20 protein-coding genes are annotated in these 22,822 nt (G+C 36.5%); 10 read left to right on the top strand and 10 right to left on the bottom strand.

The window, feature by feature from the left end:
* Positions 1-155 precede the first annotated feature (155 nt).
* From BXY58_RS11175 to BXY58_RS11165, 3 genes are read left to right on the top strand one after another with little or no spacing between them, the layout of a single operon-like run.
* The gene (locus tag BXY58_RS11175; RefSeq protein ID WP_120213942.1) at positions 156-815 is read left to right on the top strand and encodes a succinate dehydrogenase cytochrome b subunit; all 660 of its coding nucleotides are present in this window, start codon (positions 156-158) and stop codon (positions 813-815) included.
* Between the two features lie 10 nt (positions 816-825).
* Positions 826-2,838, top strand: a complete 2,013-nt coding sequence (locus tag BXY58_RS11170; RefSeq protein ID WP_120213941.1) for a fumarate reductase/succinate dehydrogenase flavoprotein subunit — start codon at positions 826-828, stop codon at positions 2,836-2,838.
* A gap of 23 nt (positions 2,839-2,861) precedes the next feature.
* The gene (locus tag BXY58_RS11165) at positions 2,862-3,635 is read left to right on the top strand and encodes a succinate dehydrogenase/fumarate reductase iron-sulfur subunit (protein WP_120213940.1); all 774 of its coding nucleotides are present in this window, start codon (positions 2,862-2,864) and stop codon (positions 3,633-3,635) included.
* 275 nt (positions 3,636-3,910) lie between these two features.
* On the opposite strand, the gene BXY58_RS11160 is transcribed toward BXY58_RS11165, so the two are convergent.
* The 6 genes from BXY58_RS11160 to BXY58_RS11135 form a co-directional block, all read right to left on the bottom strand.
* Entirely contained in the window at positions 3,911-4,147 is a 237-nt protein-coding gene (locus tag BXY58_RS11160) for a PspC family transcriptional regulator (protein ID WP_120213939.1), read from the bottom strand.
* A gap of 5 nt (positions 4,148-4,152) precedes the next feature.
* On the bottom strand, positions 4,153-5,421 hold the full coding sequence (locus BXY58_RS11155; RefSeq protein ID WP_120213938.1) for a DUF2851 family protein: 1,269 nt from the start codon (positions 5,419-5,421) through the stop codon (positions 4,153-4,155).
* A 206-nt stretch (positions 5,422-5,627) separates the two neighbouring features.
* Positions 5,628-6,428, bottom strand: a complete 801-nt coding sequence (locus BXY58_RS11150) for a hypothetical protein (RefSeq protein WP_120213937.1) — start codon at positions 6,426-6,428, stop codon at positions 5,628-5,630.
* Between the two features lie 228 nt (positions 6,429-6,656).
* Positions 6,657-7,811: an N-acetyl-alpha-D-glucosaminyl L-malate synthase BshA gene (gene bshA / locus BXY58_RS11145; protein ID WP_120213936.1), complete on the bottom strand. Its 1,155-nt coding sequence runs from the start codon at positions 7,809-7,811 to the stop codon at positions 6,657-6,659.
* An 89-nt stretch (positions 7,812-7,900) separates the two neighbouring features.
* Positions 7,901-8,308: a GxxExxY protein gene (locus tag BXY58_RS11140; RefSeq protein WP_120213935.1), complete on the bottom strand. Its 408-nt coding sequence runs from the start codon at positions 8,306-8,308 to the stop codon at positions 7,901-7,903.
* Between the two features lie 68 nt (positions 8,309-8,376).
* Entirely contained in the window at positions 8,377-10,125 is a 1,749-nt protein-coding gene (locus BXY58_RS11135) for a glycoside hydrolase family 3 protein (protein ID WP_120213934.1), read from the bottom strand.
* A 127-nt stretch (positions 10,126-10,252) separates the two neighbouring features.
* On the opposite strand from BXY58_RS11135, the gene BXY58_RS11130 reads away from it, so the two are divergent.
* Positions 10,253-10,756 (top strand): hypothetical protein, encoded by a 504-nt coding sequence (locus tag BXY58_RS11130; RefSeq protein WP_147366840.1) that lies wholly within the window; start codon positions 10,253-10,255, stop codon positions 10,754-10,756.
* A gap of 136 nt (positions 10,757-10,892) precedes the next feature.
* The gene (locus BXY58_RS11125; protein WP_120213932.1) at positions 10,893-11,528 is read left to right on the top strand and encodes a peroxiredoxin; all 636 of its coding nucleotides are present in this window, start codon (positions 10,893-10,895) and stop codon (positions 11,526-11,528) included.
* Between the two features lie 68 nt (positions 11,529-11,596).
* Here BXY58_RS11125 and BXY58_RS11120 read toward each other — a convergent pair whose 3' ends face one another.
* From BXY58_RS11120 to BXY58_RS11110, 3 genes are read right to left on the bottom strand one after another with little or no spacing between them, the layout of a single operon-like run.
* The gene (locus BXY58_RS11120; protein ID WP_120213931.1) at positions 11,597-12,355 is read right to left on the bottom strand and encodes a hypothetical protein; all 759 of its coding nucleotides are present in this window, start codon (positions 12,353-12,355) and stop codon (positions 11,597-11,599) included.
* A 14-nt stretch (positions 12,356-12,369) separates the two neighbouring features.
* Complete coding sequence (locus BXY58_RS11115; RefSeq protein ID WP_185140472.1) at positions 12,370-13,452, bottom strand: putative type IX sorting system protein PorV2; 1,083 nt, start codon at positions 13,450-13,452, stop codon at positions 12,370-12,372.
* Positions 13,453-13,462: 10 nt separating this feature from the next.
* The gene (locus BXY58_RS11110; RefSeq protein WP_120213930.1) at positions 13,463-14,362 is read right to left on the bottom strand and encodes a DMT family transporter; all 900 of its coding nucleotides are present in this window, start codon (positions 14,360-14,362) and stop codon (positions 13,463-13,465) included.
* 304 nt (positions 14,363-14,666) lie between these two features.
* On the opposite strand from BXY58_RS11110, the gene BXY58_RS11105 reads away from it, so the two are divergent.
* The 5 genes from BXY58_RS11105 (at position 14,667) to BXY58_RS11085 (ending at position 19,679) form a co-directional block, all read left to right on the top strand.
* The gene (locus BXY58_RS11105) at positions 14,667-16,295 is read left to right on the top strand and encodes an acyl-CoA carboxylase subunit beta (RefSeq protein WP_120213929.1); all 1,629 of its coding nucleotides are present in this window, start codon (positions 14,667-14,669) and stop codon (positions 16,293-16,295) included.
* Between the two features lie 35 nt (positions 16,296-16,330).
* On the top strand, positions 16,331-17,035 hold the full coding sequence (locus BXY58_RS11100) for a hypothetical protein (RefSeq protein ID WP_120213928.1): 705 nt from the start codon (positions 16,331-16,333) through the stop codon (positions 17,033-17,035).
* A gap of 143 nt (positions 17,036-17,178) precedes the next feature.
* Complete coding sequence (locus tag BXY58_RS11095) at positions 17,179-17,445, top strand: DUF2089 family protein (protein WP_074236890.1); 267 nt, start codon at positions 17,179-17,181, stop codon at positions 17,443-17,445.
* A gap of 4 nt (positions 17,446-17,449) precedes the next feature.
* The gene (locus BXY58_RS11090; protein WP_170144223.1) at positions 17,450-18,019 is read left to right on the top strand and encodes a YIP1 family protein; all 570 of its coding nucleotides are present in this window, start codon (positions 17,450-17,452) and stop codon (positions 18,017-18,019) included.
* A gap of 13 nt (positions 18,020-18,032) precedes the next feature.
* Positions 18,033-19,679 carry a serine hydrolase domain-containing protein gene (locus BXY58_RS11085; protein ID WP_120213926.1) on the top strand — a complete coding sequence of 549 codons (1,647 nt, stop codon included), beginning with the start codon at positions 18,033-18,035 and terminating at the stop codon, positions 19,677-19,679.
* 198 nt (positions 19,680-19,877) lie between these two features.
* Here BXY58_RS11085 and BXY58_RS11080 read toward each other — a convergent pair whose 3' ends face one another.
* A complete protein-coding gene (locus BXY58_RS11080) occupies positions 19,878-22,781 on the bottom strand; it encodes a reprolysin-like metallopeptidase (RefSeq protein ID WP_120213925.1) in 2,904 nt (967 codons plus the stop codon).
* Between the last annotated feature and the right edge of the window lie 41 nt (positions 22,782-22,822).

The following is a 22,822-nucleotide window of genomic DNA, read 5'->3' as shown; positions in this document are numbered from 1 at the left end:
ATTTTAAAAACAGAATATTATAAATTTTGAAATATTTATTAACATTATTTTAACGTTATTTAGAAAGATTACAAACTATATTTTTCTGACATTTCTCAATGTTATATCACTCAACTATTTTCTAAATTTGTGAAAATTCAAACAACAACAGAATTATGGCAGGTATTACGTCTTCTATCGGGAGAAAATATGCTATGGCACTTTCAGCAATATTTTTGCTGATTTTTTTGGTGATGCACCTTTCCGTTAACTTATTATCATTGTTCGGACAGACCGCTTACAACAATGCCTCTCAGTTTATGGGATACAATCCCTTGATTCAATTTTTGATGCAGCCTATTCTGATGGTAGCCGTCATCTTCCACTTCGTAATGGGATTTGTCCTGGAAATTAGAAACAACAAAGCGCGTCCCGTCAAGTATGCGATGAATAAAGGCGAAGCCAACTCTACTTGGATGTCCAGAAATATGATCATTACCGGCTTGGTGATTTTGGCCTTTTTGGGGCTTCATATGTACGACTTCTGGTACCACGAGATGAATTATAAGTACATCGAAGGTCTTCCCGTGGAGGAAAACCGCTTTTGGGGCGACTTGCACAATAAGTTTGGAAGCATCTGGAGAGTGATTCTTTACATCATTTCATTTGTGCTTTTAGGCCTTCACCTGGCTCACGGCTTCCAGTCTTCTTTCCAGTCTATCGGTGCGAGACATCCAAAGTACACGCCTTTTATCAAGGCTTTTGGAAACTGGTATTCTGTATTGATTCCATTGGGATTCATCATCATCGCAATTTATCACTTCGTTACTCAATAATAAAAAGTAAATTATGAGTTTAGATTCAAAAATTCCTCACGGTCCGCTTAAGGACAAATGGAAAAATCATAAAGATCATATGAACCTGGTTGCGCCAAACAACCGGGACAAAATAGATATTATCATTGTTGGGACAGGATTAGCCGGAGGCTCTGCTGCTGCGACTCTTGCTGAACAAGGTTATAACGTAAAAGCTTTCTGCTACCAGGATTCTCCAAGAAGAGCGCACTCTATTGCTGCTCAAGGGGGTATCAACGCAGCTAAGAATTATCAAGGCGATGGCGATTCTACTTACAGGCTGTTCTACGACACTATCAAAGGCGGCGATTACCGTGCAAGAGAAGCTAACGTTTACAGATTAGCAGAAGTTTCTGCTAACATCATTGATCAATGTGTGGCACAAGGTGTTCCTTTCGGTAGAGAATATGGCGGACAATTGGATAACCGTTCATTTGGTGGTGTTCAGGTAAAAAGAACGTTTTATGCCAAAGGACAAACCGGACAACAGTTATTATTAGGCGCATATTCTGCAATGAGCCGTCAAATCGGTAAAGGTAGAATCCAGATGTTCAACCGCCACGAGATGCTTGACCTTGTAATTGTTGACGGAAAAGCAAGAGGGATTATCGCAAGAAACCTTGTAACCGGAGAAATCGAAAGACATTCTGCTCACGCAGTCGTAATTGCTTCTGGTGGTTACGGAAATGTTTATTTCCTTTCTACCAATGCAATGGGTTCCAACGTTTCTGCAGCATGGAAAATCCACAAAAAAGGAGCCTATTTTGCCAATCCTTGTTATGTACAGATTCACCCTACTTGTATTCCGGTGCACGGAACGCAGCAGTCTAAATTGACTCTAATGTCAGAATCTCTCAGAAACTCAGGAAGAATCTGGGTTCCTAAGAAAATTGAAGATTCTGTAGCCATCCGTGAAGGAAAACTGAGACCGGAAAACATCAAAGAAGAAGACAGAGATTATTATCTTGAAAGAAGATATCCTGCTTTCGGAAACCTGGTTCCTAGAGACGTGGCTTCCAGAGCTGGAAAAGAAAGATGTGATGCTGGTTTCGGAATTGAAAATAATGATACAAAAGAAGGCGTTTACCTGGATTTCTCAACAGAAATTATGAAAAAGGGTAAAGAAGCCGCTATCGAAAAACATATACATAATCCAACGGAACAGCAGATTTATGACCTTGGTAAAAAGTGGATTGAAGAGAAATACGGTAACTTATTCGTAATGTATGAGAAAATTACTGCTGATGATCCTTACAAAACACCGATGAAGATTTATCCTGCAGTTCACTACACAATGGGTGGTGTTTGGGTTGATTATAACTTGCAATCTACCATCCCCGGATGTTTCGTAATTGGGGAAGCTAATTTCTCTGACCACGGTGCCAATAGATTGGGCGCTTCGGCCTTGATGCAAGGTTTGGCAGACGGTTACTTCGTTCTTCCTTACACTATTGCGGATTATCTTTCTGCAGACATTAGAACCGGCAAGATTCCAACGGATTCTGCGGCATTCGACGAAGCTGAAAAAGAAATCAAAGATAAAATCAATTTTTTCCTGACCAACAAAGGAACACATTCAGTAGATCATTTCCACAAACAACTGGGACACATTATGTGGAACAAAGTTGGAATGGGAAGAACGCCTGAAGGCTTGAGAGAGGCTATCAGAGAAATCGAAGAGGTTAGAAAAGACTTCTGGCAAAATGTAAAAGTGCCTGGTGATGCTGATAACCTGAATCCTGAATTGGAAAAAGCATTCAGAGTGGCTGACTTTCTGGAATTAGGACAGTTAATGGCTATCGATGCGCTTAACAGAAATGAATCTTGCGGTGGACACTTCCGTGAAGACCACTCTACGCCGGACGGTGAAGCAGAACGTGATGACGTAAACTACAAGTACGTTGCTGCGTGGGAATACAAAGGTGCAGACATCAATCAGGAAGTCCTTCATAAGGAAGAACTGGTGTACGAAAACATCGAAGTTAAAGCAAGAAGTTACAAATAATCTCCATTCAAAAATATATAAAAATGAGTGCAAAAAAAGGCTTAAATCTTACGCTGAAAATTTGGAGACAAAAAAATAATAAATCGAAGGGACAATTCGATACTTATAAAATTTCTGATGTTTCTACAGATTCCTCATTCCTGGAAATGTTGGATATCCTGAACGAGCAGTTAATCAACGAAGGTAAAGACCCTGTGGCATTTGACCACGATTGCCGTGAGGGCATCTGCGGAATGTGTTCCCTTTACATCAATGGTAGAGCGCATGGCCCGGATACAGGCATTACGACTTGTCAGTTACATATGCGTCATTTCCGTGACGGCGAAACCATTCATATCGAGCCTTGGAGAAGTGCTGCTTTTCCGGTAATCAAAGACTTGGTAGTGGACAGAAGCGCTTTCGACAGAGTGATGGCAGCTGGTGGATTTGTATCCGTGAATACTTCCGGAAATACTTTGGACGCCAATGCAATTCCAGTTCCGAAAGAAGATGCTGACAAGGCTATGGATGCTGCAGCATGTATTGGTTGCGGTGCTTGTGTGGCTTCTTGTAAAAACGGTTCAGCAATGTTATTCGTAGGTGCAAAAGTATCTCAGTTCGCATTGTTGCCACAAGGCCGTGTAGAAGCAAAAAGAAGAGTTCTGAATATGGTAAAAGCCATGGACGAAGAAGGTTTTGGAAACTGTTCCAATACCGGAGCTTGTGAGGTTGAATGTCCAAAAGGAATTTCTTTGGAAAACATCGCAAGAATGAACAGAGAATATGCAGTTGCAAATCTGACTACAGCTAATTCTTAATTAGAAATTGAATTTCTTTAAATATCAATCCGGTTGAATTTTCAATCGGATTTTTTTATTAGGGCAGCTATTCCGCCTTCCGTTCCCGCTATTTTTTGCCAAAGCTTTCCCATTGCAAAAATGAGCTCCACTCAAGTCGGGCTGCAGTTTGTCATCCTATCAGCTTACCTCCATAAAATAGAGATGGAGTCATACTATAAGAATTGCATTATACACAATGATAATATCAGTGTAGACAGAAATCGACAAAACCAGATGAATTAGCCAGAAAGCAATTATAAATCAAAAACGCTTGGTCTTTTCGTAATAATGCAATCCTTCACCCAAAGCATAAAAGCCAAACCAAGGTAAAACAGAAAGAAAATCCCTGCCGTCGCAAATGTAGAATAGATAAAGAAAACGCGCAGTTTGGAAACCGGGATCCCCAGCTTGGTACCGTACCTCGTGAGCACGCCAAACCATTCCCGTTCCATCTTGTGGCGTATTCTGCTGATTGCTTTTGGTTCTTCCATTGTGATTAATTTTCAGTTTTCAGAAGCTGAAAACCAATACTGCAATTTAAGCATTTTTTCGGAGTGCAAAATAATTTGTACTGATAAAGAAAAGCCTGTGTCTGCAGCGCATTTTCAAATTTCATTCCCAACTCTTTCCATTCGTCTAAAACTGAATTTTTCTCTGGTTTCATCTGTTTGTAGAAATCAAAGATATCATCAACTATCTCCGGATTGTGATTTTTATGATAGAAATATTTCAAAGGCAAAATCGTATTGATGATAATCAAATCAACAAAATCCTGACTCAGATATTTTTTTCCTTCAATACTTGAAATTTTTCCAAAATTAAACCGGTTGTCCCAGTACTCCGAAGCTTTGACATCTCTAAAAATTCTGTACAAATCATCAATCGATTTTGCATCAATCAGTTTTGAGAAAAGATTGGGTTGAGAATGATAAAGATTGGCCAATTGCGACAGTCGGATGGTTGGAAAGTTTGGAGGACGAAGTTTTGAAAATTTAGGATGAATTCGAACGCCAGGTAAATTAAATTTCACTTTAAGAAACTCAAATTCGCGTTTCCAGATTTTCATTACCTCATCCTGCGGCGCATCCAGAAAGCCACAGATACCGAAGAACAAAGCTTCCAGATGGATATCATTCTGCTTTATTTTTTGAATGACAGCAAAGTCCAGACTTTGCGCCATTTGGAGAAAGATATCGGCATTCACTTTCAAACCAAATGAGTAAACCAGATTTTGAAATAAAACTGCTTCGTAATTATTTTGATTGTTGGTAAGCGACTCCTGAAAAGCCTGCGATTTGAATTCCAGCTTTTTTAATAAAACTGTTTCCTCGAAAAAGAGTGGAATTTTGCTCACATCAAACAGCTCTTCGCAAGCAATGAAAGAATGCTCTGCTTTCAGATTCTGATGTTTCTGAATCAGTTCTTCATCAATATAATTTTTAAGTTCAAGCGTTGGAATATTCTGTTTCTCCAATTCCGGAATTTCACAATCGTTGATATAGACGGCGTGGAGAATCAGGTTTCCAAACTCTGGATTGCCCGAGTGATTGTGGAAAAACCAATCGGAAGCTTTGGTATGAATCTCGATGTTGCCAGCGAAAATGATGTTGTCAATCTTAATCTTAGCAAAGAGAAAATCAGGCCCGGAGTTATTATTCCGCTCACCGAATTCTAAAACTTCGATAACCCGTCCATCCGTCGAGATGAAATCGAAGTTCCGGAATTTTTTATAATTCCAGATATATTGCAATATTTCTTCATTCATTTGTGTTGTGATTTCCGTTAAACAAAAACCTTCCGAAGAAAAACTCCGGAAGGTTAAGTTACAGAAATATTTTAAAAGTACATTTTGAAATTTTAATTAATAATTCAAAACACTTGGACTCCGCTCGGTGTGACATCTCTAATAGCAAACTTTATATTGAAAATTGTCCAGTCTGAGCGGAGTCGAAGACTTTTATATTCTTAAATTTATCTTTTATAAAGCGGCGTGCGTTTCGCCAGATAATCCAAAGTGGTTTTATACGCATCTTCGTATGGCCAGAACGAATTGTGATTCTGCGTAAAGAGATTGTCACCATTCACAGAAAAGATGTTCATTGTGATGCTGGTGTTGTAATTCTGATACGTTGTAGAAGAAGACGAACCTGTAGAATTGACCTTGGCACCGTTATTTTTTTGCGAAACATTGGTATTGGAGCTACCGTAGTTGGATGTGTAAGTATTGGTTTTCTCCACAGAAACCATTCCGCTGACAACGTATTCCACATTCAGGATATGGGCAATCTCGCCCATCGTGAAGCCTTGCATATTACTTTCATTGATTCCGGCTTTGTACAATAGTGCGTTGGTTTCCGTAGGGTCCTGGAACTTAAGATTCTGTTTCTTGGAATTGAAAATCGTGTACGTTTCCTGTTGGATTTTCTTCGTCATTGTCTCGTTGCTTTTTTCCTGATCTCTTACATATCTGAAAGGCAAAATCGCTACTTTATTCTTGTAATCTACGGACTGTGAAGTGTTCGGCGTAATAGCAGTCGCATTAAGATACTCTATGCGGCCGGAAGAAAATGTGATTTTGGAAATGTCTTTTTTGTTGAGCGTGTATTCCAAGGTTTCATTCTGATGGACAAACGTAATATCATTCGGATTATACTTAACGACTTTTCCGCGGAGCTCGCTACCGTCGGTCATTGTAATGGTATCGGTTTGGGAATAAGCTAAGAAGCCAATTAACAAAAAGAAGATCGCAAGAAAGTGTTTTTTGATACTCATAATGTTGTGCTTTTGATGATTCAATAATTTATTAGAAATATTTTTCTCTAATTTATAAAATTATTTTCAACAAAACACTTATGTTCAAATAATTATATATTAAAATACTTCCCTTAAAAACAGTTCGACTCCGCTCAGCGTGACAACTCTAATACTAAATATTTAATTTTAAAGTGTCAGTCTGAACGGAGTCAAAGACTTTGTAAAAGTAGAAAACTTAATATCCTATCAAACTTGCTTATACTTCGCTTCTTCGAATTTTGCAATGGTCGTTTCGTACATATCAATATAAATCGGAAGAATATTTTTCAAATCAAAATGAATGGCTTGGGCTTTTGCATTCTTTTTCATTTCTTCGAGAAGATTCTCATCACTCAACAATTTGATACAGTAATTGGACATCGCTTCCACATTTCCGGTTTCTGCCAAAAATCCAGTTTCGCCTTGGATATTAACTTCCGGAATTCCCCCTGCATTACTGCTGATAACCGGCGTTCTGGCTGCCATTGCTTCCAAAGCTGCCAAACCAAAACTCTCCTGTTCGGAAGGTAAAAGAAAGACGTCTGATAGTTGCAGAATCCTGTACAAATCGTTGACTTTTCCAAGCAATTTGATTTTACCAATCAAGTCCGGATTATTTTCCATAAATTCGGAAATCTTCTCCATATCAGGCCCTTCGCCAATGATTATCAGTTTGGATTTAATTTTCTTGTTGACATTTTTGAAAATCTCCAGAACATCCTGAATTCTCTTAACCGGACGAAGATTGGAAACGTGAATCAGAATCTTCTCATCATCACTTGCAAACTGCTCACGCTGACAGGTTTTGCAATCTTCGTCAAAAACAGAATTGTCAATAAAGTTGGTTATGACTTGAATTTCCTTCTGAATATTGAAAAATTGCAAAGTGTCTTTTTTAAGACTTTCGGAAACCGAAGTGATTGTATCGCTCTGATTAATAGAAAATTCCACAGCGTGCTTGTAGCTTGGATGCTGACCAACAAGCGTAATATCCGTCCCGTGAAGTGTTGTCACCAAAGGCACATCTTTGTGTTCAGCTTTCAACATTTGTTTGGCTGTAAAAGCTGCGTAAGCATAAGGAATCGCATAATGGGCGTGCAAAATATCCAATTTATAAAGATTCACGACACGATAAATCATTGAAGACAAGGCGATATCGTAAGGCTGATATTGGAACAACGGATAAGTCTGCACGTTGACTTTATGGAAAAAAATATTCGGATTGGTAACATCTAAACGTGCCGGCAATGCCGAACTTATGAAATGGACTTCATAACCTTTGTCGGCCAAAGACATTCCCAATTCTGTTGCCACAATTCCGCTTCCGCCGTAAGTTGGATAGCAAAGTATTCCTATTTTCATTTTTTATTATTTTTTTAAACCACAAAAGTCACAAAAGATTTGTTTTTAAAGATTATTGTAAATATTTAAAGTAAAAATAAATTCTCGAGTTACATTAATTGTTCATAATGCTTATAAACAAATGTTTCTTGTCCTTCATGAAAAATATTTTTTACATTGAAATTAATAAGAATACCTTTCGGGATTTTTAATAATCCCATATAATTCAAAAGTTGTGCTTTATGAATATCTTCAATTCTTTTGACAGATTTTATTTCCAAAACGATTATTTCTTCAATTAGAAAATCACATCTGAAATCACAATTTAAAACTTTCTCTTTATAAATAACATCAATTCTAAATTCTGATTTGAAATTAATATTTCTTAATGCAAATTCTTCCTTCAATGCTTCACAATAAATACTTTCCAATAATCCCGGACCTAAATGTTTATGAACTTCTATACAAGCTCCATTAATTTTATAAGTCAAATCTGTTAAATAAGATTGTGTTATCATTTCTTTTTAGTTTTCTATTTTAACTTTATAAAATCTAAAAAACTTTTGTGACTTTTGTGGTTATAAATTTACTCAATTACAGCCTTAGAATTTTTGGTTTCTGAACTATTTTTTCTATCAGTTTGATTTTGAATTTTAGCCTCAACATCTATTCCTATTCCGAATTTCAAAGTGTCATTCACCAAAACCGGAAGTCTTCCTGAAATTTTGGTTTGTCCGAGAATTCCGCTAGCTGTGGCTTTCATTGAGTCGTCGTTATTTTCATAAGAGACCAAAACCGTGGAAATTTTAGAAATATCAATATCTTTCAAAGCATAAGGACTTCCGAAAACATCCAGAATTACACTTTGATTTTTACTTAAATCTGATAAAACCTTCTTGCTTGCGTCAGAAATTTTGTAAGGTCTATAAGCTGTAGAATTATCTTTATGAAAGCCAACAATCACTTTCGAATTGGCTGGAATTATATTGATTTCATTAGCTTTTTTAAGAATTACAGTTGTACCTGTATTGATTTGATTCAGGAAAGTATCATAGGGCGCTTCTTCTAACGGAACGTAATAATAAGTTTCTTTACAATCCAATGGCAATAACTTTTTATCATCTTTGATTAATGTCAAAGCATTGGCGTACATTTTCTGAACCAAAGCCGAATGTGATGCATTATTCAAATCTTCGTTAACGTTTTCAGGATTGATGCTGTTGTATTGGTTCAAACCAAGATAATATTTGGTCAAAAGAATTTTCTTAACACTCTCTTCTACTCTGGTTTGTTGGATTTCGCCATTATCAATCGCTTTTTGAATCAGTTTCTTTCCAGTTGCAACATCCTGCGAAAATAACATAATATCATTTCCTGCTTTGAAAGCTAATGCATCTAACTCTCCAGCCTTGAACTTGTTTGCAACTGCACCCATATTCAATGCATCCGTAATAATTAGACCTTTGTAACCAAGCTTTTCCTTTAAAAGTCCTGTTATTATTTTTTTGGAAACCGAAGCCGGAATTCCCTTTTCATTTTCCAAAGCCGGAACATAGAGATGCGCGACCATAACGCCACCAACACCTTTATTCATTAATGCCTTGAAAGGTGCAATTTCCGTTTTTTCTAATCTTTCCAGGTTATGAGAAACAACTGGCAAATCCAGATGCGAATCTGTATCTGTATCGCCATGACCCGGGAAATGTTTTATCGCCGCAAGAATTCTGTTATCCTGCAAACCATTGGAGTAGGCCAAAGCAGAATTCACCACATTGTTAACATCCGAACCGAAACTACGGTTTCCGATAATCGGATTATTGGGATTGGTGTTGACATCCACAACAGGTGCAAAGTCCCAATTGATGCCCATTCTCTTGCAATCTTCAGCAATCTTTGCAGACATCTCATAAATCAGATTTTTATCCTGAATCGCACCAAGTGCAATGGCCCAAGGATATTTGTGAGCTTTTGCTATTCTTTGAAATAGTCCCCATTCCGCATCCATACCAATCATCAGCGGCACTTTTGATTTGGACTGGAATTCATTAACCAGATTAATTTCTCTTGCAGCGTCATCCTGCATCAGAATCAATCCGCCTATTTTATCATTGACAACGATATTCCTGATCTGATTAATAAAATCCTCACCTTTGTTAGTATAAAGTGCAACAATAAAAAGCTGTCCCAATTTTTCATCCTGGGAAAGCGAGTTATAAGTTTTATCTACCCAATCATTGGCTTTTTTGATATCCGAATTGGAAATATTTTTAGGCTGATACTGAGCAAAATAAAATTGAGAAATAAAAGTTATTACAAGAAGACTTAACCTTTTCATATTTTGAAAATCTAAAATTTTAGAAAGTTTCCATAAAGATATTAATTCCACGGAAATTAGCTATTTTTATGGTCTGTAATTTGTAATTAAAAATTTAACGTAAATATTTATACCTATGAAAAAGTTTTTGCCCCTTTTATTATTGCTCGTTGGTAGCTTATTCATCTTCAGCTGTAAGGATGACGATGATGATTATGTACAAGTTGATGTGGATTATCCTGCTGTATATGATTTGAGAAATGTTAATTTTTCATATAATGCAACGGATGGTTGGCATTATGGACAAAGTTTCAATAACCCTATGTTAGATCAAGACTATGTTATCATCTTCAGACAAGCGGGAACAACTGGTAACTCTCCTGTATGGCAACAAATACCTAGAACCCTTTACTTGAATGAGGGAGAACTAGATTACGATTTTGATTTTTCTAAAAATGATTTTATGATTTATGCCGGAGGAACATATGATATCAGTACAACTCCACAATATTTGAATAATCAAACATTCAGAGTAGTGTTAGTCCCAGCAGTTTATGGAAAAAATGCAAATTCCGAAGATTTGAAGAAAATGTCTTACGAAGAAATTATTGCAAAATATAAAATCGATGACAGCAAAGTTGGAACATTATAATCCCAGCTTCACAAATAAATTTAAAACCACAGGATCTGTGGTTTTTTTATGATCGAAAATAAATAATACTAAATTAGTATGAATTGAAATATTTATTGCTAAATTTGTTTTCCATTAATCATAAAATATTAAAAATATGTCTATAAAACTTGGCGATACCGCTCCCAATTTTGATGCAGAAAGCAGTTTAGGAAAACTTAATTTTTACGAATACCTCGGAGATTCTTGGGGAATATTATTTTCTCACCCTGCAGATTACACTCCCGTTTGTACAACAGAATTGGGTAAAACATCACAACTGAAACCAGAATTTGATAAAAGAAACACAAAAGTTCTGGCCTTAAGCGTCGATGGAATTGACAATCATAAAGGTTGGATTTCTGACATCAACGAAACCCAAAATACGGAAGTAGAATTCCCTATCATTGCCGATCAGGACAAGAAAGTTTCAGAATTATATGATTTCATTCATCCGAACGCAAGCGCCACTTTAACCGTGAGATCTTTACTGATTATTGATCCTAATAAAAAGGTAAGATTAATCATTACTTACCCGGCTTCTACTGGAAGAAATTTTACGGAAATACTTAGAGTTTTAGACTCCTTGCAATTGGTAGATGGTTATGGTGTTGCAACACCTGTTGATTGGAAAGATGGCGAAGATGTGATTATTCCGCCAGCAGTTTCCCAGGAAGACGCAGAGAAAAAATTTACCAAAGGTGTAAAAGTTGTAAAACCTTATTTGCGCTACACACCACAACCGAATAAATAATTTTAGATTTTCATAGAAAAAGCTCAGAGTGATCTGAGCTTTTTGATTTTCTTAAGATTAATTGTTAATTAGTTCGCAGTAAAGATTTCATTTGCAAATTCTCCATTGCTTTTTGGCATTTCTATAACGATATTTCCGTTTTCATAATACCCGATTGTCGATTCGCCAGAACCTAATTTTACTCTGTAAACATCTTTCTTTGCAGTCGATTTGAAGGTTGCAAAAGGAACAGAACTATTGCTATCAACCAAAATAAACTGACTGTTATCAATTTGGATCTTTTGTAAAGCCAATGTTCCGTTGCTATATCGCACGGCATTTGATGTTTGTAAAATGGTTTCTTTTGAGCCTTGTAATTCTTTTTTAACAGGTTCCGAAGCTGTTGTTTCAGCAAGTTTATTGACAGTTACAGTTGGATTAGAAGCAGGAATTTTAGTTAATATCTGCTTCAAAGCATCTTGATAGCCCGGTTCAAACTCTTTGATCGTGCTGCTTCCTTTTTCTGTAAAAACGATTTTGTTGCTACAATCTTTGAACTGTAGAATCAGTTTATTACGAAACATGCTTTTATCATCCAGAAGCTCGGCATTCAAAATACTGCAAGGATTCATCAACGCATCAGATGGCCAATCATTCTTAGTGGCTGGCAGAACGGTATATTTTTTGGCTTTCAAGGTTTTTTCTAATTGATTGCTCAAGCCATAAGTTCTGTTTTCTTTGAAATCATTAAACTCTGCAGGAATCACAACATATCTGTAATCTGAAACAACTTGAGCCTTGATTACTGCGATCACGAAAACAAATAAAAAAATTGAAATATTTCTCATAATGATTAGTATAATTAATTTCTAAAACCTTGCATATCCAATTTCAAAGAAAAGAAATTAGAATAAAAATTGGAACCACCAATTCCTGAGTTGGTAATGGCATAATCCAATGTTAAGCCTTTATATTTAATTCCAATACCTGCGCTTGGCTGGAAAGATACTTTTCTTTTTAAGTCTTCTATATCAGTAATAGACTGAAATCGATTCAATCCTAATCTCACAAAAATCATATCCTGAAAAATCAATTCTCCGCCGACATAAGGCGTAATACTTGCAAAATCTGTCGAAATCAAAGCTGCGGTTTTTGCAAAATCGATATTAACGCCGGCTTCCGGCAATAACTTTAAATCTCTATTGAATTCGTAAGTTTTACTGACTCCGAAGTTCAACTTGGGCATTGTGATTTCCATTTTGTCGGTTGGAGCAGGGTTGAATTCCTCACCATTCACAACTGTTGATAATTCTTTTTGATTAATGGTCCAAAAATTCACCGTCGTGGTGGCATCTCTCAACATGACGCCATAATTCCAATCGGTATCTGTACGATAAACAGCGCCAATATCAAATCCAAAACCATAACCGCTGGCAAACTTCCCCACATTCCTGTAAACGACTTTTGCTGTTGCTCCTACGTCTAATTTTTGATTTCCGTTGGGATGAAAAGCGTAAGAAAATAATGCAGCATAATCTGAGGTTGAGAAAGAGCTGATTTTATCATAATCAATATTGCCTTCAGAATCAATTAATTGCGTTGTATTAAGTATATTATCAACCCCTAACCTTACTAATGAAATGGCGAAAACCCCATTTCCATAATCCAAAGGTTTTGCATAGGCTATATAATCATACTTAGCAATAGATTCAAAATATTCTGCGTGCATTGCTGCCACTTGCCAGTCGCTTTCAATTTTCATCAATCCTGCCGGATTCCACATCGGAGAATAAACATCATCCTGATTAGAAATAACAGCACCACCCATGGCAAGCCCTCTTGCTCCTGCTCCAATATTCAAAAATTCATTAGAATATTTTCTGATGATTTGGGCATCAAAGATTTGTGAAAAAATAATCAGTAAAAAAAATAAAATTCTTTTCATCAAAAGCTGTTTACAGATGGTTGTGTTCTGCAATTGTATCTTCTTTTTTTCGTTTTGATTTTATAATTCCATTGATAACAATTGCTATAATCATCACCAAAGAAGCAATATAAAAAATGGGACTCATATGCTCTGAAGCTCCAAAGATAAAAAAAGCCAGAATAATCCCATAAACAGGCTCAAGATTTACCGTTAAAATCAATGTGAAAGGTGAAATAAACTTCATAAGCCTTACACTTTCGAACATTGGATAAGCCGTAAAAACAGAAGCCAACAATACTATTAACGCAATATCGGTATAACTTATTTCGCTGAGAGAAGAAATTTGTCCTGTGAAAATAAAAAACAAACTAATGATCAACCATCCACCTGCAATCTCGTAGAAAATAATATTTCCGGAACTGGTTTTTCCAAAAATTTTACCGTTGAAAACCGAAAAAATAGTTCCGAAAAGTGCGCACAGAATTCCATAAAATATACCTTCCTTATATTTCAGTTCCGCATTGAAAATCAAAGAAATACAAATCACAATAATGATTCCTATAATAACCTCGACCCAATCTGGTTTTCTTTTAAAAACTAATGGTTCTATTAAAGAGGCAAATAAGGTTGATAATGACAAACAGGAAAGTGCGATTGAAACATTGGAAACCTTAATCGATTGAAAAAAGAACAACCAGTGAAAAGCCATTACACTACCTATTCCTACCAATTTTAGTAATAAGCCTTTTGTAACTTTAATACTTTCTTTTTTTACAATACGTAGATATAAATAAAGAAAAACCGCAGCAAATGACATTCTATAAAAAACCAATAACGGTGCATCAGTAGAAATCAACTTTCCTAAAATAGCTGTGAAGCCCCATAAAAAAACGATAAAGTGTAACCTCAGCAGATAAGAATTCTTCATTAGGAATATTGATTTTCAATTTGCAAAATTAGGATAATTTTCTTGTTTTGAAGCCAATAATCTGGAATGTCTGAATGAAAAATCCGTACAAAAATCATACGGATCTCTAATAAGAAAACTTATTAAAATAAACATAAACTAACTAAAAATTTATTTCATTTATCAATCAAACGGAAAATCCAGCGATATATTACAAAAAGTAATATTAAATTTTAAAAGTAGCACGATACAATTATACAATTAATAAACTCTTTCGTTTTGCCATCAATCAAAAAATTTTATCTTTAGACCCAAAGAAAACCCTATGGATTTAGAATTCAATAAAAGAGAAGATATCAACAAACTGAAACTTTCTGATACCAAGAAAATTTTGTCCAAAATCAAATTGGGAGGCGGCGAAAAAGCGCTTCAAAAACAACGTGATCAAGGAAAAATGACGGCTAGAGAACGTTTAGAATATCTTTTTGATAAGAATTCTGACACCATAGAAATCGGTGCATTTGCAGGTTACGAGATGTATGAGAAAGAAGGCGGATGTCCAGCTGGCGGCGTGGTTGTAAAAATCGGATACATTGCTGGCAAACAGTGTATTGTTGTTGCCAACGATGCGACTGTGAAAGCTGGAGCTTGGTTCCCAATTACAGGGAAGAAAAATCTAAGAGCTCAGGAAATTGCGATGGAAAACCGTTTACCAATCATTTATTTGGTGGATTCTGCCGGTGTTTATTTGCCAATGCAAGATGAAATTTTCCCAGACAAAGAGATGTTTGGCAGGATTTTCAGAAATAATGCGAAAATGAGTTCTGCAGGGATTATTCAGATTTCTGCGATTATGGGAAGCTGTGTTGCTGGCGGCGCTTATCTCCCGATTATGAGTGATGAAGCAATGATTGTGGACAAAACCGGAAGTATTTTCTTAGCAGGAAGTTATCTCGTAAAAGCAGCAATCGGCGAAAATATCGATAATGAAACTCTTGGAGGCGCCACAACACATTGTGAAATTTCCGGTGTTACAGATTATAAAGCCAAAGATGACAAAGATGCTTTGGATCGAATTAAAAATATAATGAAATCTGTTGGAGATTTTGAGAAAGCAGGTTTTGACAGAACCGAAAGTTTTCCTCCAAAAGAAAATCCGGAGAATATCTTTGGAATAATGCCAGCTGTGAGATCTGAGCAATATGACACTTTTGAAATCATCAAATGTCTTGTAGATAATTCTGAATATGAAGAATATAAACCAGATTATGGTAAAAGCATCATTTGTGCAACTGCCAGAATCGATGGCTGGAGCGTTGGAATTGTTGCCAACCAAAGAAAACTCGTAAAAAGCGGAAAAGGTGAAATGCAATTCGGCGGTGTGATCTATTCTGATTCTGCTGATAAAGCAACACGTTTTATTGCTAATTGTAATCAAAGAAAAATTCCGTTGGTTTTTCTTCAGGATGTTACAGGCTTTATGGTGGGATCAAAATCCGAACAAGGCGGCATCATAAAAGACGGTGCCAAAATGGTAAACGCAGTTTCTAATTCTGTGGTTCCGAAATTCACTGTGATTACAGGAAATTCTTATGGCGCAGGAAATTACGCGATGTGCGGAAAAGCTTATGACCCAAGATTGATTGTTGCTTGGCCGTGGGCAGAATTAGCCGTGATGGGAGGTTCGCAGGCAGGAAATGTTTTATTACAAATCCAGGAATCTTCACTTAAAAAACAAGGAAAGGAAATCTCGGAAGAAGAACGAAAAGAAATTCTTGACAAAATTCTGAAAGATTACAACAAACAAATCCAGCCGACTTACGCCGCAGCAAGGCTTTGGACAGATGCTATCATTAACCCTCTCGATACCAGAAAATGGATCAGTATGGGAATAGAAGCGGCTAATCATTCTCCAATTACAGAAAAATTTAATCTAGGTGTGATTCAAGTATAAAATTTATTTTATCTTTGCAAGACACACTTATAAAGATGAAAAATTTATTTATCCCGATTGCCGGTTTCCTGGCAATCACCAACTTGCACGGTCAATGTGCCATTACTCCAAGTAAAATTCCAACGCTTAACGAGATCACAACCATTACGGTTGGTGCCAATGCACAATGTGATGAATGCTATTCCTGGAAATCGTCCAACGAACAGGTTGTAAAGATTGAAGGCAATAACAAACTGAAAAGTGTAAATCTGGCGGGGAAAAGCTATGGTAAAAGCACCATCTCGGTTTCTATCTTAACGGATAATGGCGTTGTGCTATGCGAAAAAAATATTGAAATTGTAGATCCGAAGCAAAGCCTTCAGCAGAATCTTCTCGATAATAGCTGTGGCATCAATATCGATGATTTCAAAGATGTGAAAGTAAGCGAATCCATTATTTCGTTCTTTCCAAACGCTAATTCCGGAGATTATCTTTACAAATGGACTGTAACTTATGCCAATGGTGAAACCAGCGAATCCACAGAGAAGATTCCGCAATTCACTTATTCTGAAAATAATTACATTACTACTGTAAAACTTAAAATTAGTAACAAAGTACTTTTGTGCTCTATTACATTATCCAAAAAATTTGACGCCAATTACTGGAAAGCTTCTAAGAATATCGTGGAGCAGAAAGTATATTCTCCAATAAGCTATAGCGATTATGTGAAACCTAAAGACCAATCTAAAATATCAAATTAAACATAACACTTGATTATAATCACTTAAACTTCCATTGCTGGAAGTTTTTTTATTTTCTATTTCAAATTAATTTTTAATAAAATTAAAATATTTTTTAACTTTATTAAAATTATTATTACATTTGTAAAACAAAATTAAACTAAATGAAACTTCCCATTATCTGTCCAAGTTGTGATCATACTCTGAATGTAAGTCAGATGAAATGTCCTTCTTGCGCTACACAAGTCAATGGCGATTATGAACTTCCTACACTTTTGAAACTGAGCAGGGATGATCAGGACTTTATTCTCAACTTTTTCCTCTCCAGCGGAAGCATCAAGGAAATGGCAAAGCAAGCCGAATTGTCTTACCCTACTATGAGAAATAAAATGGATGACCTCATCGAAAAAGTCAAAAAACTTCAAAACTAAAACCATGACCTGGAAAACGATCTTTAATCCTTTTGGAAAATTTAATGATATCCAACTTCTCATCGTAGGAATTGTATTTTTTATCCTCAATATTTTTGCCTGCTACTATGCTGGAAATGTGAATGACAGTATTTTTCACCTTTCCCGGCTGGAAGGCACTCAAACGATTTGGGATGTTTTGAAAATCAATTCTTTAAGTTATATTTTCGCAATCATTGTTCTCTTTATTATTGCCAAATTCTTTAATAATAAAACAAGAATCATCGATATCATCAATACTGTTCTGATATCCGCCATTCCATTGATCTTAATAATGCCCATCTCGGGAATGTCATTTTTGAAAAACGCAACCGAAAGTATTACAAAAAGTGCTGGCGATCCGAATCAAGTAGAAACCATCAATTTGATCATGGTTACAGCTTTTGCATTAGCAACTTTACCATTTATGATTTACAGCTTAGTATTGTATTATAACGGATTCAAGACGGCTACCAATCTTAAAAAGTGGCAACACATTGTCTTCTTCGCAGTTGTCTCATTAATCGTAATAATCGTTAGTCAAACCATTCTTTAAACAAAATAATTCTATGAAAACCAAATTTTTATTGGTGCTGATTTTATTAGCACAGACTTTTTACGCCCAAGAATTAACAGGTTCCTGGAGAGGAGAAATCGATTTAGGAGCAATGAAACTGCCACTGATTCTTGATATTAAAAAAGAAAATAACACTTACGTTTCTACTGCTAGAAGCCCAAAACAGGGAGACAAAATTATCAAGGTTGATAAAACCGAATTCAGTAATAATGAATTGATTTTTGAAATGAATGAGCTGAAAGCGTCTTACAAAGGCCAATACAAAACCAACCATTTTGAAGGAATATTCGAACAGAATTCAAGATCGTTTCCATTAAATCTTTATCGAAATGACGGAACGGAAAAACCAAGTACAAATGATGAAAAGATTAAAGACATCGGCAATAGGGAAATCAATACAAAGAAAATTGATGATTTCTTAAACTACTTAACAGCGAACAAACAGTCTGTTGGAAGTATTTCGATTTTCAGGAAAGGGAAAGAAATTTACCAAAGAAATTTTGGGCAAGATCAATTACCAAATGTCAAATGGAATCCCAACACACAATATCAGGTTGGATCTATCAGCAAATTGTTTACTGCTGTGATGCTGATGCAACAGGTAGAAAAAGGAAAACTAAACATCAACGACAAGCTGTCCAAATATTATCCTGAAATCCCAAATGCAGACAAAATCACCATCGAAAAACTAATGAATCACACCAGCGGTTTAGGCGATTATGCTGGAGAACATTACCAATGGCTTTTCAAAAAACCTGTGGGAGACAAAGCAATTCTTGACACCATCAAAGCACAAGGTGTTGAGTTTGAGCCGGGAGAAAAGACAAGATATTCCAATTCGGGCTATTATCTGTTGAGCAGAATTTTGGAAAAAGTGGCGAAGAAGCCTTACAATGTTCTTCTGAAAGAAAATATCACAAGCAAAGCGAATATGAAGAATACTTTTTCGGTTCTTGATAATCCGAAAAACGTTTTCAAATCTTATGAAAACAAAGATGGCGATTGGATAGAAATTGAGGATTTCGATTTCCATAACTGTATCGGTTTGGGCGATCTTGTTTCTACATCTTACGACCTCAATCTTTTTATTAATGCCTTGTTCGATAATAAATTTGTGAAAAAAGAAACGCTGGAAAAGATGCTGCCGAAACCAAGTTCAGATCTAAAATTCGGATTAGGAATAATGCCTGTCCCGTTTTACAATCAGGTTTCTTTTGGGCACGGCGGCGATACAGCCGGAAGCCACTCGATTACATCTTATAATACGAAAGACGATTATTCGGTTTCGATGATTATTAATGGAGAAGAATTTCCACATAATAATCTGGCGATCGGTATCCTGAGCTTGATTTATGATTTAGATTATGAATATCCGAAATTTGGAACTCAAACTAAAATACCTGAAAAACTCCAAAAATATATTGGCGATTACACTTCGCCTGATATCGCTATGGATTTGAAAATCTATTCGGAAGGTGACCAATTATTGGCGCAGGGAAAAGGACAATCTGCATTTCCATTAGAATATGTTGATAAAGATCAGTTCAAATTTGCTCCTGCAAAAATTGAAGTAGTTTTCTTACCGAATCAGTTACAATTAATCCAAAACGGAAAAACTTACAACTACACCAAAAAGTAATACATAAAAACCTGCGCAGAGACTGACCAATCACTGCGCAGGTTTCACTCGATGACTGCGCACCCATCGCTTCGTCTCTGCGCAGAGAAGACTCGACCGATGCGAAGCTTTATTCTATGATATCTTTGAATCATAAAAAAACGAGGCTTTTCCTTAATGGATCAGCCTCGTTTAATAAAAACACAATTATGATAAACTTTACTTCTTTATAATTTTTGTCGTCTCTGTTTTACCCTCCACAATTGCTTTCACAAAGTAAACGCCTGAAGATAATTTGCTCAAATTAATGACATTAGTATCATTAACTTCCTGCAGCAATTGCCCTGTTACATTGTAAACTGAAATCTGATTAATCTTTCTATCAGATGAGACGGTTAAAACCTCATCAACCGGATTCGGGTAATATTGGATAGCAATTTTATCAACATCAGAAGCGCTTAACTGTCCGATATTCAAAGTGTAATCCTCGACTTGCCCGTAATAAGAATCTCCGCACGGTGTAGTATTCGGATTAGAGATTGCGCCGTAAAGACGGACTCTCATTTTGGTTCTGCCAGCTAATGCAGATGCAGGAATTGTAATAACACCTGTCCAAGGCGATGTTTTGTAACTGGAAGTTAAAACCTTCTCGCCAGCATCATCAAAATCGCCATCCTGATTAAGATCTATCCAAACAAGAACCTGATCATAATCCGAGGAACCGGTAGATGAAGACGCCGTAAAACTATAACTTTTGCCTGGTGTTACATTTCCAACAACGTTCGAGAAATCTTCGTAACCCACATTGGATGTAGAACTGTTGTTGATATCTGCAAAATTCACATTAGAAATCTTCTCAGAAAACAGGTACGTTGAAGCTGCAGCACAATAATTATAGGCGCTGGTAAAGAATGTTTTTTGAGCAAATTCTCCCGTTGTTCCACTACAAACTGCTGCTACATTCACATCATAAGATTTATTGATTTCTAATTGAGATAGGTCGTAATGATTGGTATTAATATTATTAACAACTGTCCAATTATTTTCTGAAGTTTTTTTGTATCTTAAAGTGTAAGATGCTCCAGCAACCAAATCCCAATCAATAGTTGCCGTAGTTTGTGTAACATTTACAGCTAATAAATTAGTCGGTGCAGAGCCATCACAAGCAGCTACATGAGACACAGCCACTTTCCCTAAAGCATAAAATACATTATCAACAGCAGAAACTCTCACGACAATTTGCGAATTCGAGGTGACCGCTGAGAAATCAAATAATTCGGATCCATCGTTTGGTGTCGAATTAGTCAAAACATTCCAGGTTAGACCCTGATCTGTTGAATAATCAATCTTAACATTCGACACATTGTAAGGCGCAGCATTAGTATTTACCACATCCCAAGTAACTGGACTTGCAACATTATTGTAAACTTTTGCCGTTGTCATTTTAAAAGGTCCATCATTCCCAACTGTGATGGTTTGAGACCCGACTGCTGTCTGTTGCTGTGTGACATCAGGATTGTTATCTCTAACCAAAACACGGAAATCCATCGTTCTTTCAACATCGGAAACCGATTCCCAGTCCGCAGCATTGGATAAGCTACCACCGATTACTGTATTTAATTTGGGGAAAAATCTGTATGGCAAATTAGAAGCAGGAAAAGATCTGAACTTTGCACCTGTTGTGTTATTTCCGATAACAGTCGTGACCGGAGTTTTTGCCAAGTCATATTCTTCCCAACTGTAAGTTAATGGATTATTTTCTGCATCTGTTGCATCGGCTGTCAGCACAAAAGCAGTTCCTTTTGGAATGGTTTTATTTGCCAGCGCAGTAACAACTGGTGGATTATTATCAATTGAATTACTCGTTCCACAAGTTTGAGAATTAATATAAATCTGAACCTGCTCTACACTTCTGGAATGGAAATAAGAATCCGTGTAATTCTGGACATTCGAAGTCCCGCTGCTAATCCCTGCATATCCCATAATAGTTGATCCAGAACCTGGTTCCATGTGTGCAGTCTCATTGGGCGCCGACTGGATATCGAAAGAATAAGTATGATCTGCTCCAAACTGATGTCCCATCTCGTGCGCTACCAAATCAATATCAAAGCTTTCACCTTCCGGACCGCCTGATCTTGGCGTACTGAAAGCGGCGCCTTTGGATTTGGCATCTGTACTGCTGGATGGGTTTCGGCAAACATTACCAACATCTCCCGCAGAGCCGGAACCTCCAGCTCTTCCAAAAAGATGCCCGATGTCATAAGCATCATTTCCAATAACGGATGTCAAAGTCTGTTGCAATTCCAGGTTCCAAGCACCTCCGATTCCGACGTTGGCGCTGGAATAAGGATCGGTAGAAGGATTGGTATAAATCAACTGAGGAAAATCCTGTACGTCCAGATGAATGGCAAAATCTTTCTCGAAGACACCATTGACTCTTGTTACTGTAGCATTAATCGCAGCAAAAGCCTGTGGAACGCCACCGAAATATTGTGTATACTCTCCAATCACAGAGATTGCCAATCGGTAAGTTCTGTATTTCTTATCGCTTGCTTTACTAAAATCTGTTACCGAATTTGAAAAATCTGAACTTTTTGTTAATTGATTAATTTGATTTTTACTGATTGGCGATTCATTAGTAGAACAAGAAAATGCAAGTTCTCCGTTTTGTTTTTCGGTTTTTGGGAAAACACCATAAACTGTTTTTTCTGCATTCAATGGTTCAATGAATTCATATTTTCCATCTCTGAACATCATCGATTGTAAATCATAAGGTGACACGCTGAATCTTACCCAGACGGTAGGATCGCCTACTTTGGCACCCACATATGACCCAAGTTGATAACGATCTGCCAGAGATTTTTCTACAACCGGTAAACTGTAAACTTCAAATTGCTCAATCTTTCCACCTAAGGTTGGCAAATCAACAATAATCGGTTTGTTATTTTTTCCTGTTGGTTGTGCTGACGTCAGCTTTGCTCGGATAGAATTAAGATCAAGAGAATAGAAATTGGCAGTTTTTGTTTCTTTTGATTTTGTCCCTTTCATTGTTGTTGGACTCCATTGGGCAAAAGACCAGATTATCCCATTACAAAGAGAAAGAACTGTAAATATTTTCTTCATAAAATATATTTAATGAAATTATTATGAATAACTAATAAGAA

Origin of the sequence: Epilithonimonas arachidiradicis, from assembly GCF_003610695.1 — a bacterium.
Taxonomy (GTDB): domain Bacteria; phylum Bacteroidota; class Bacteroidia; order Flavobacteriales; family Weeksellaceae; genus Epilithonimonas; species Epilithonimonas arachidiradicis.
This window is presented reverse-complemented; position numbering and strand designations above follow the sequence as displayed.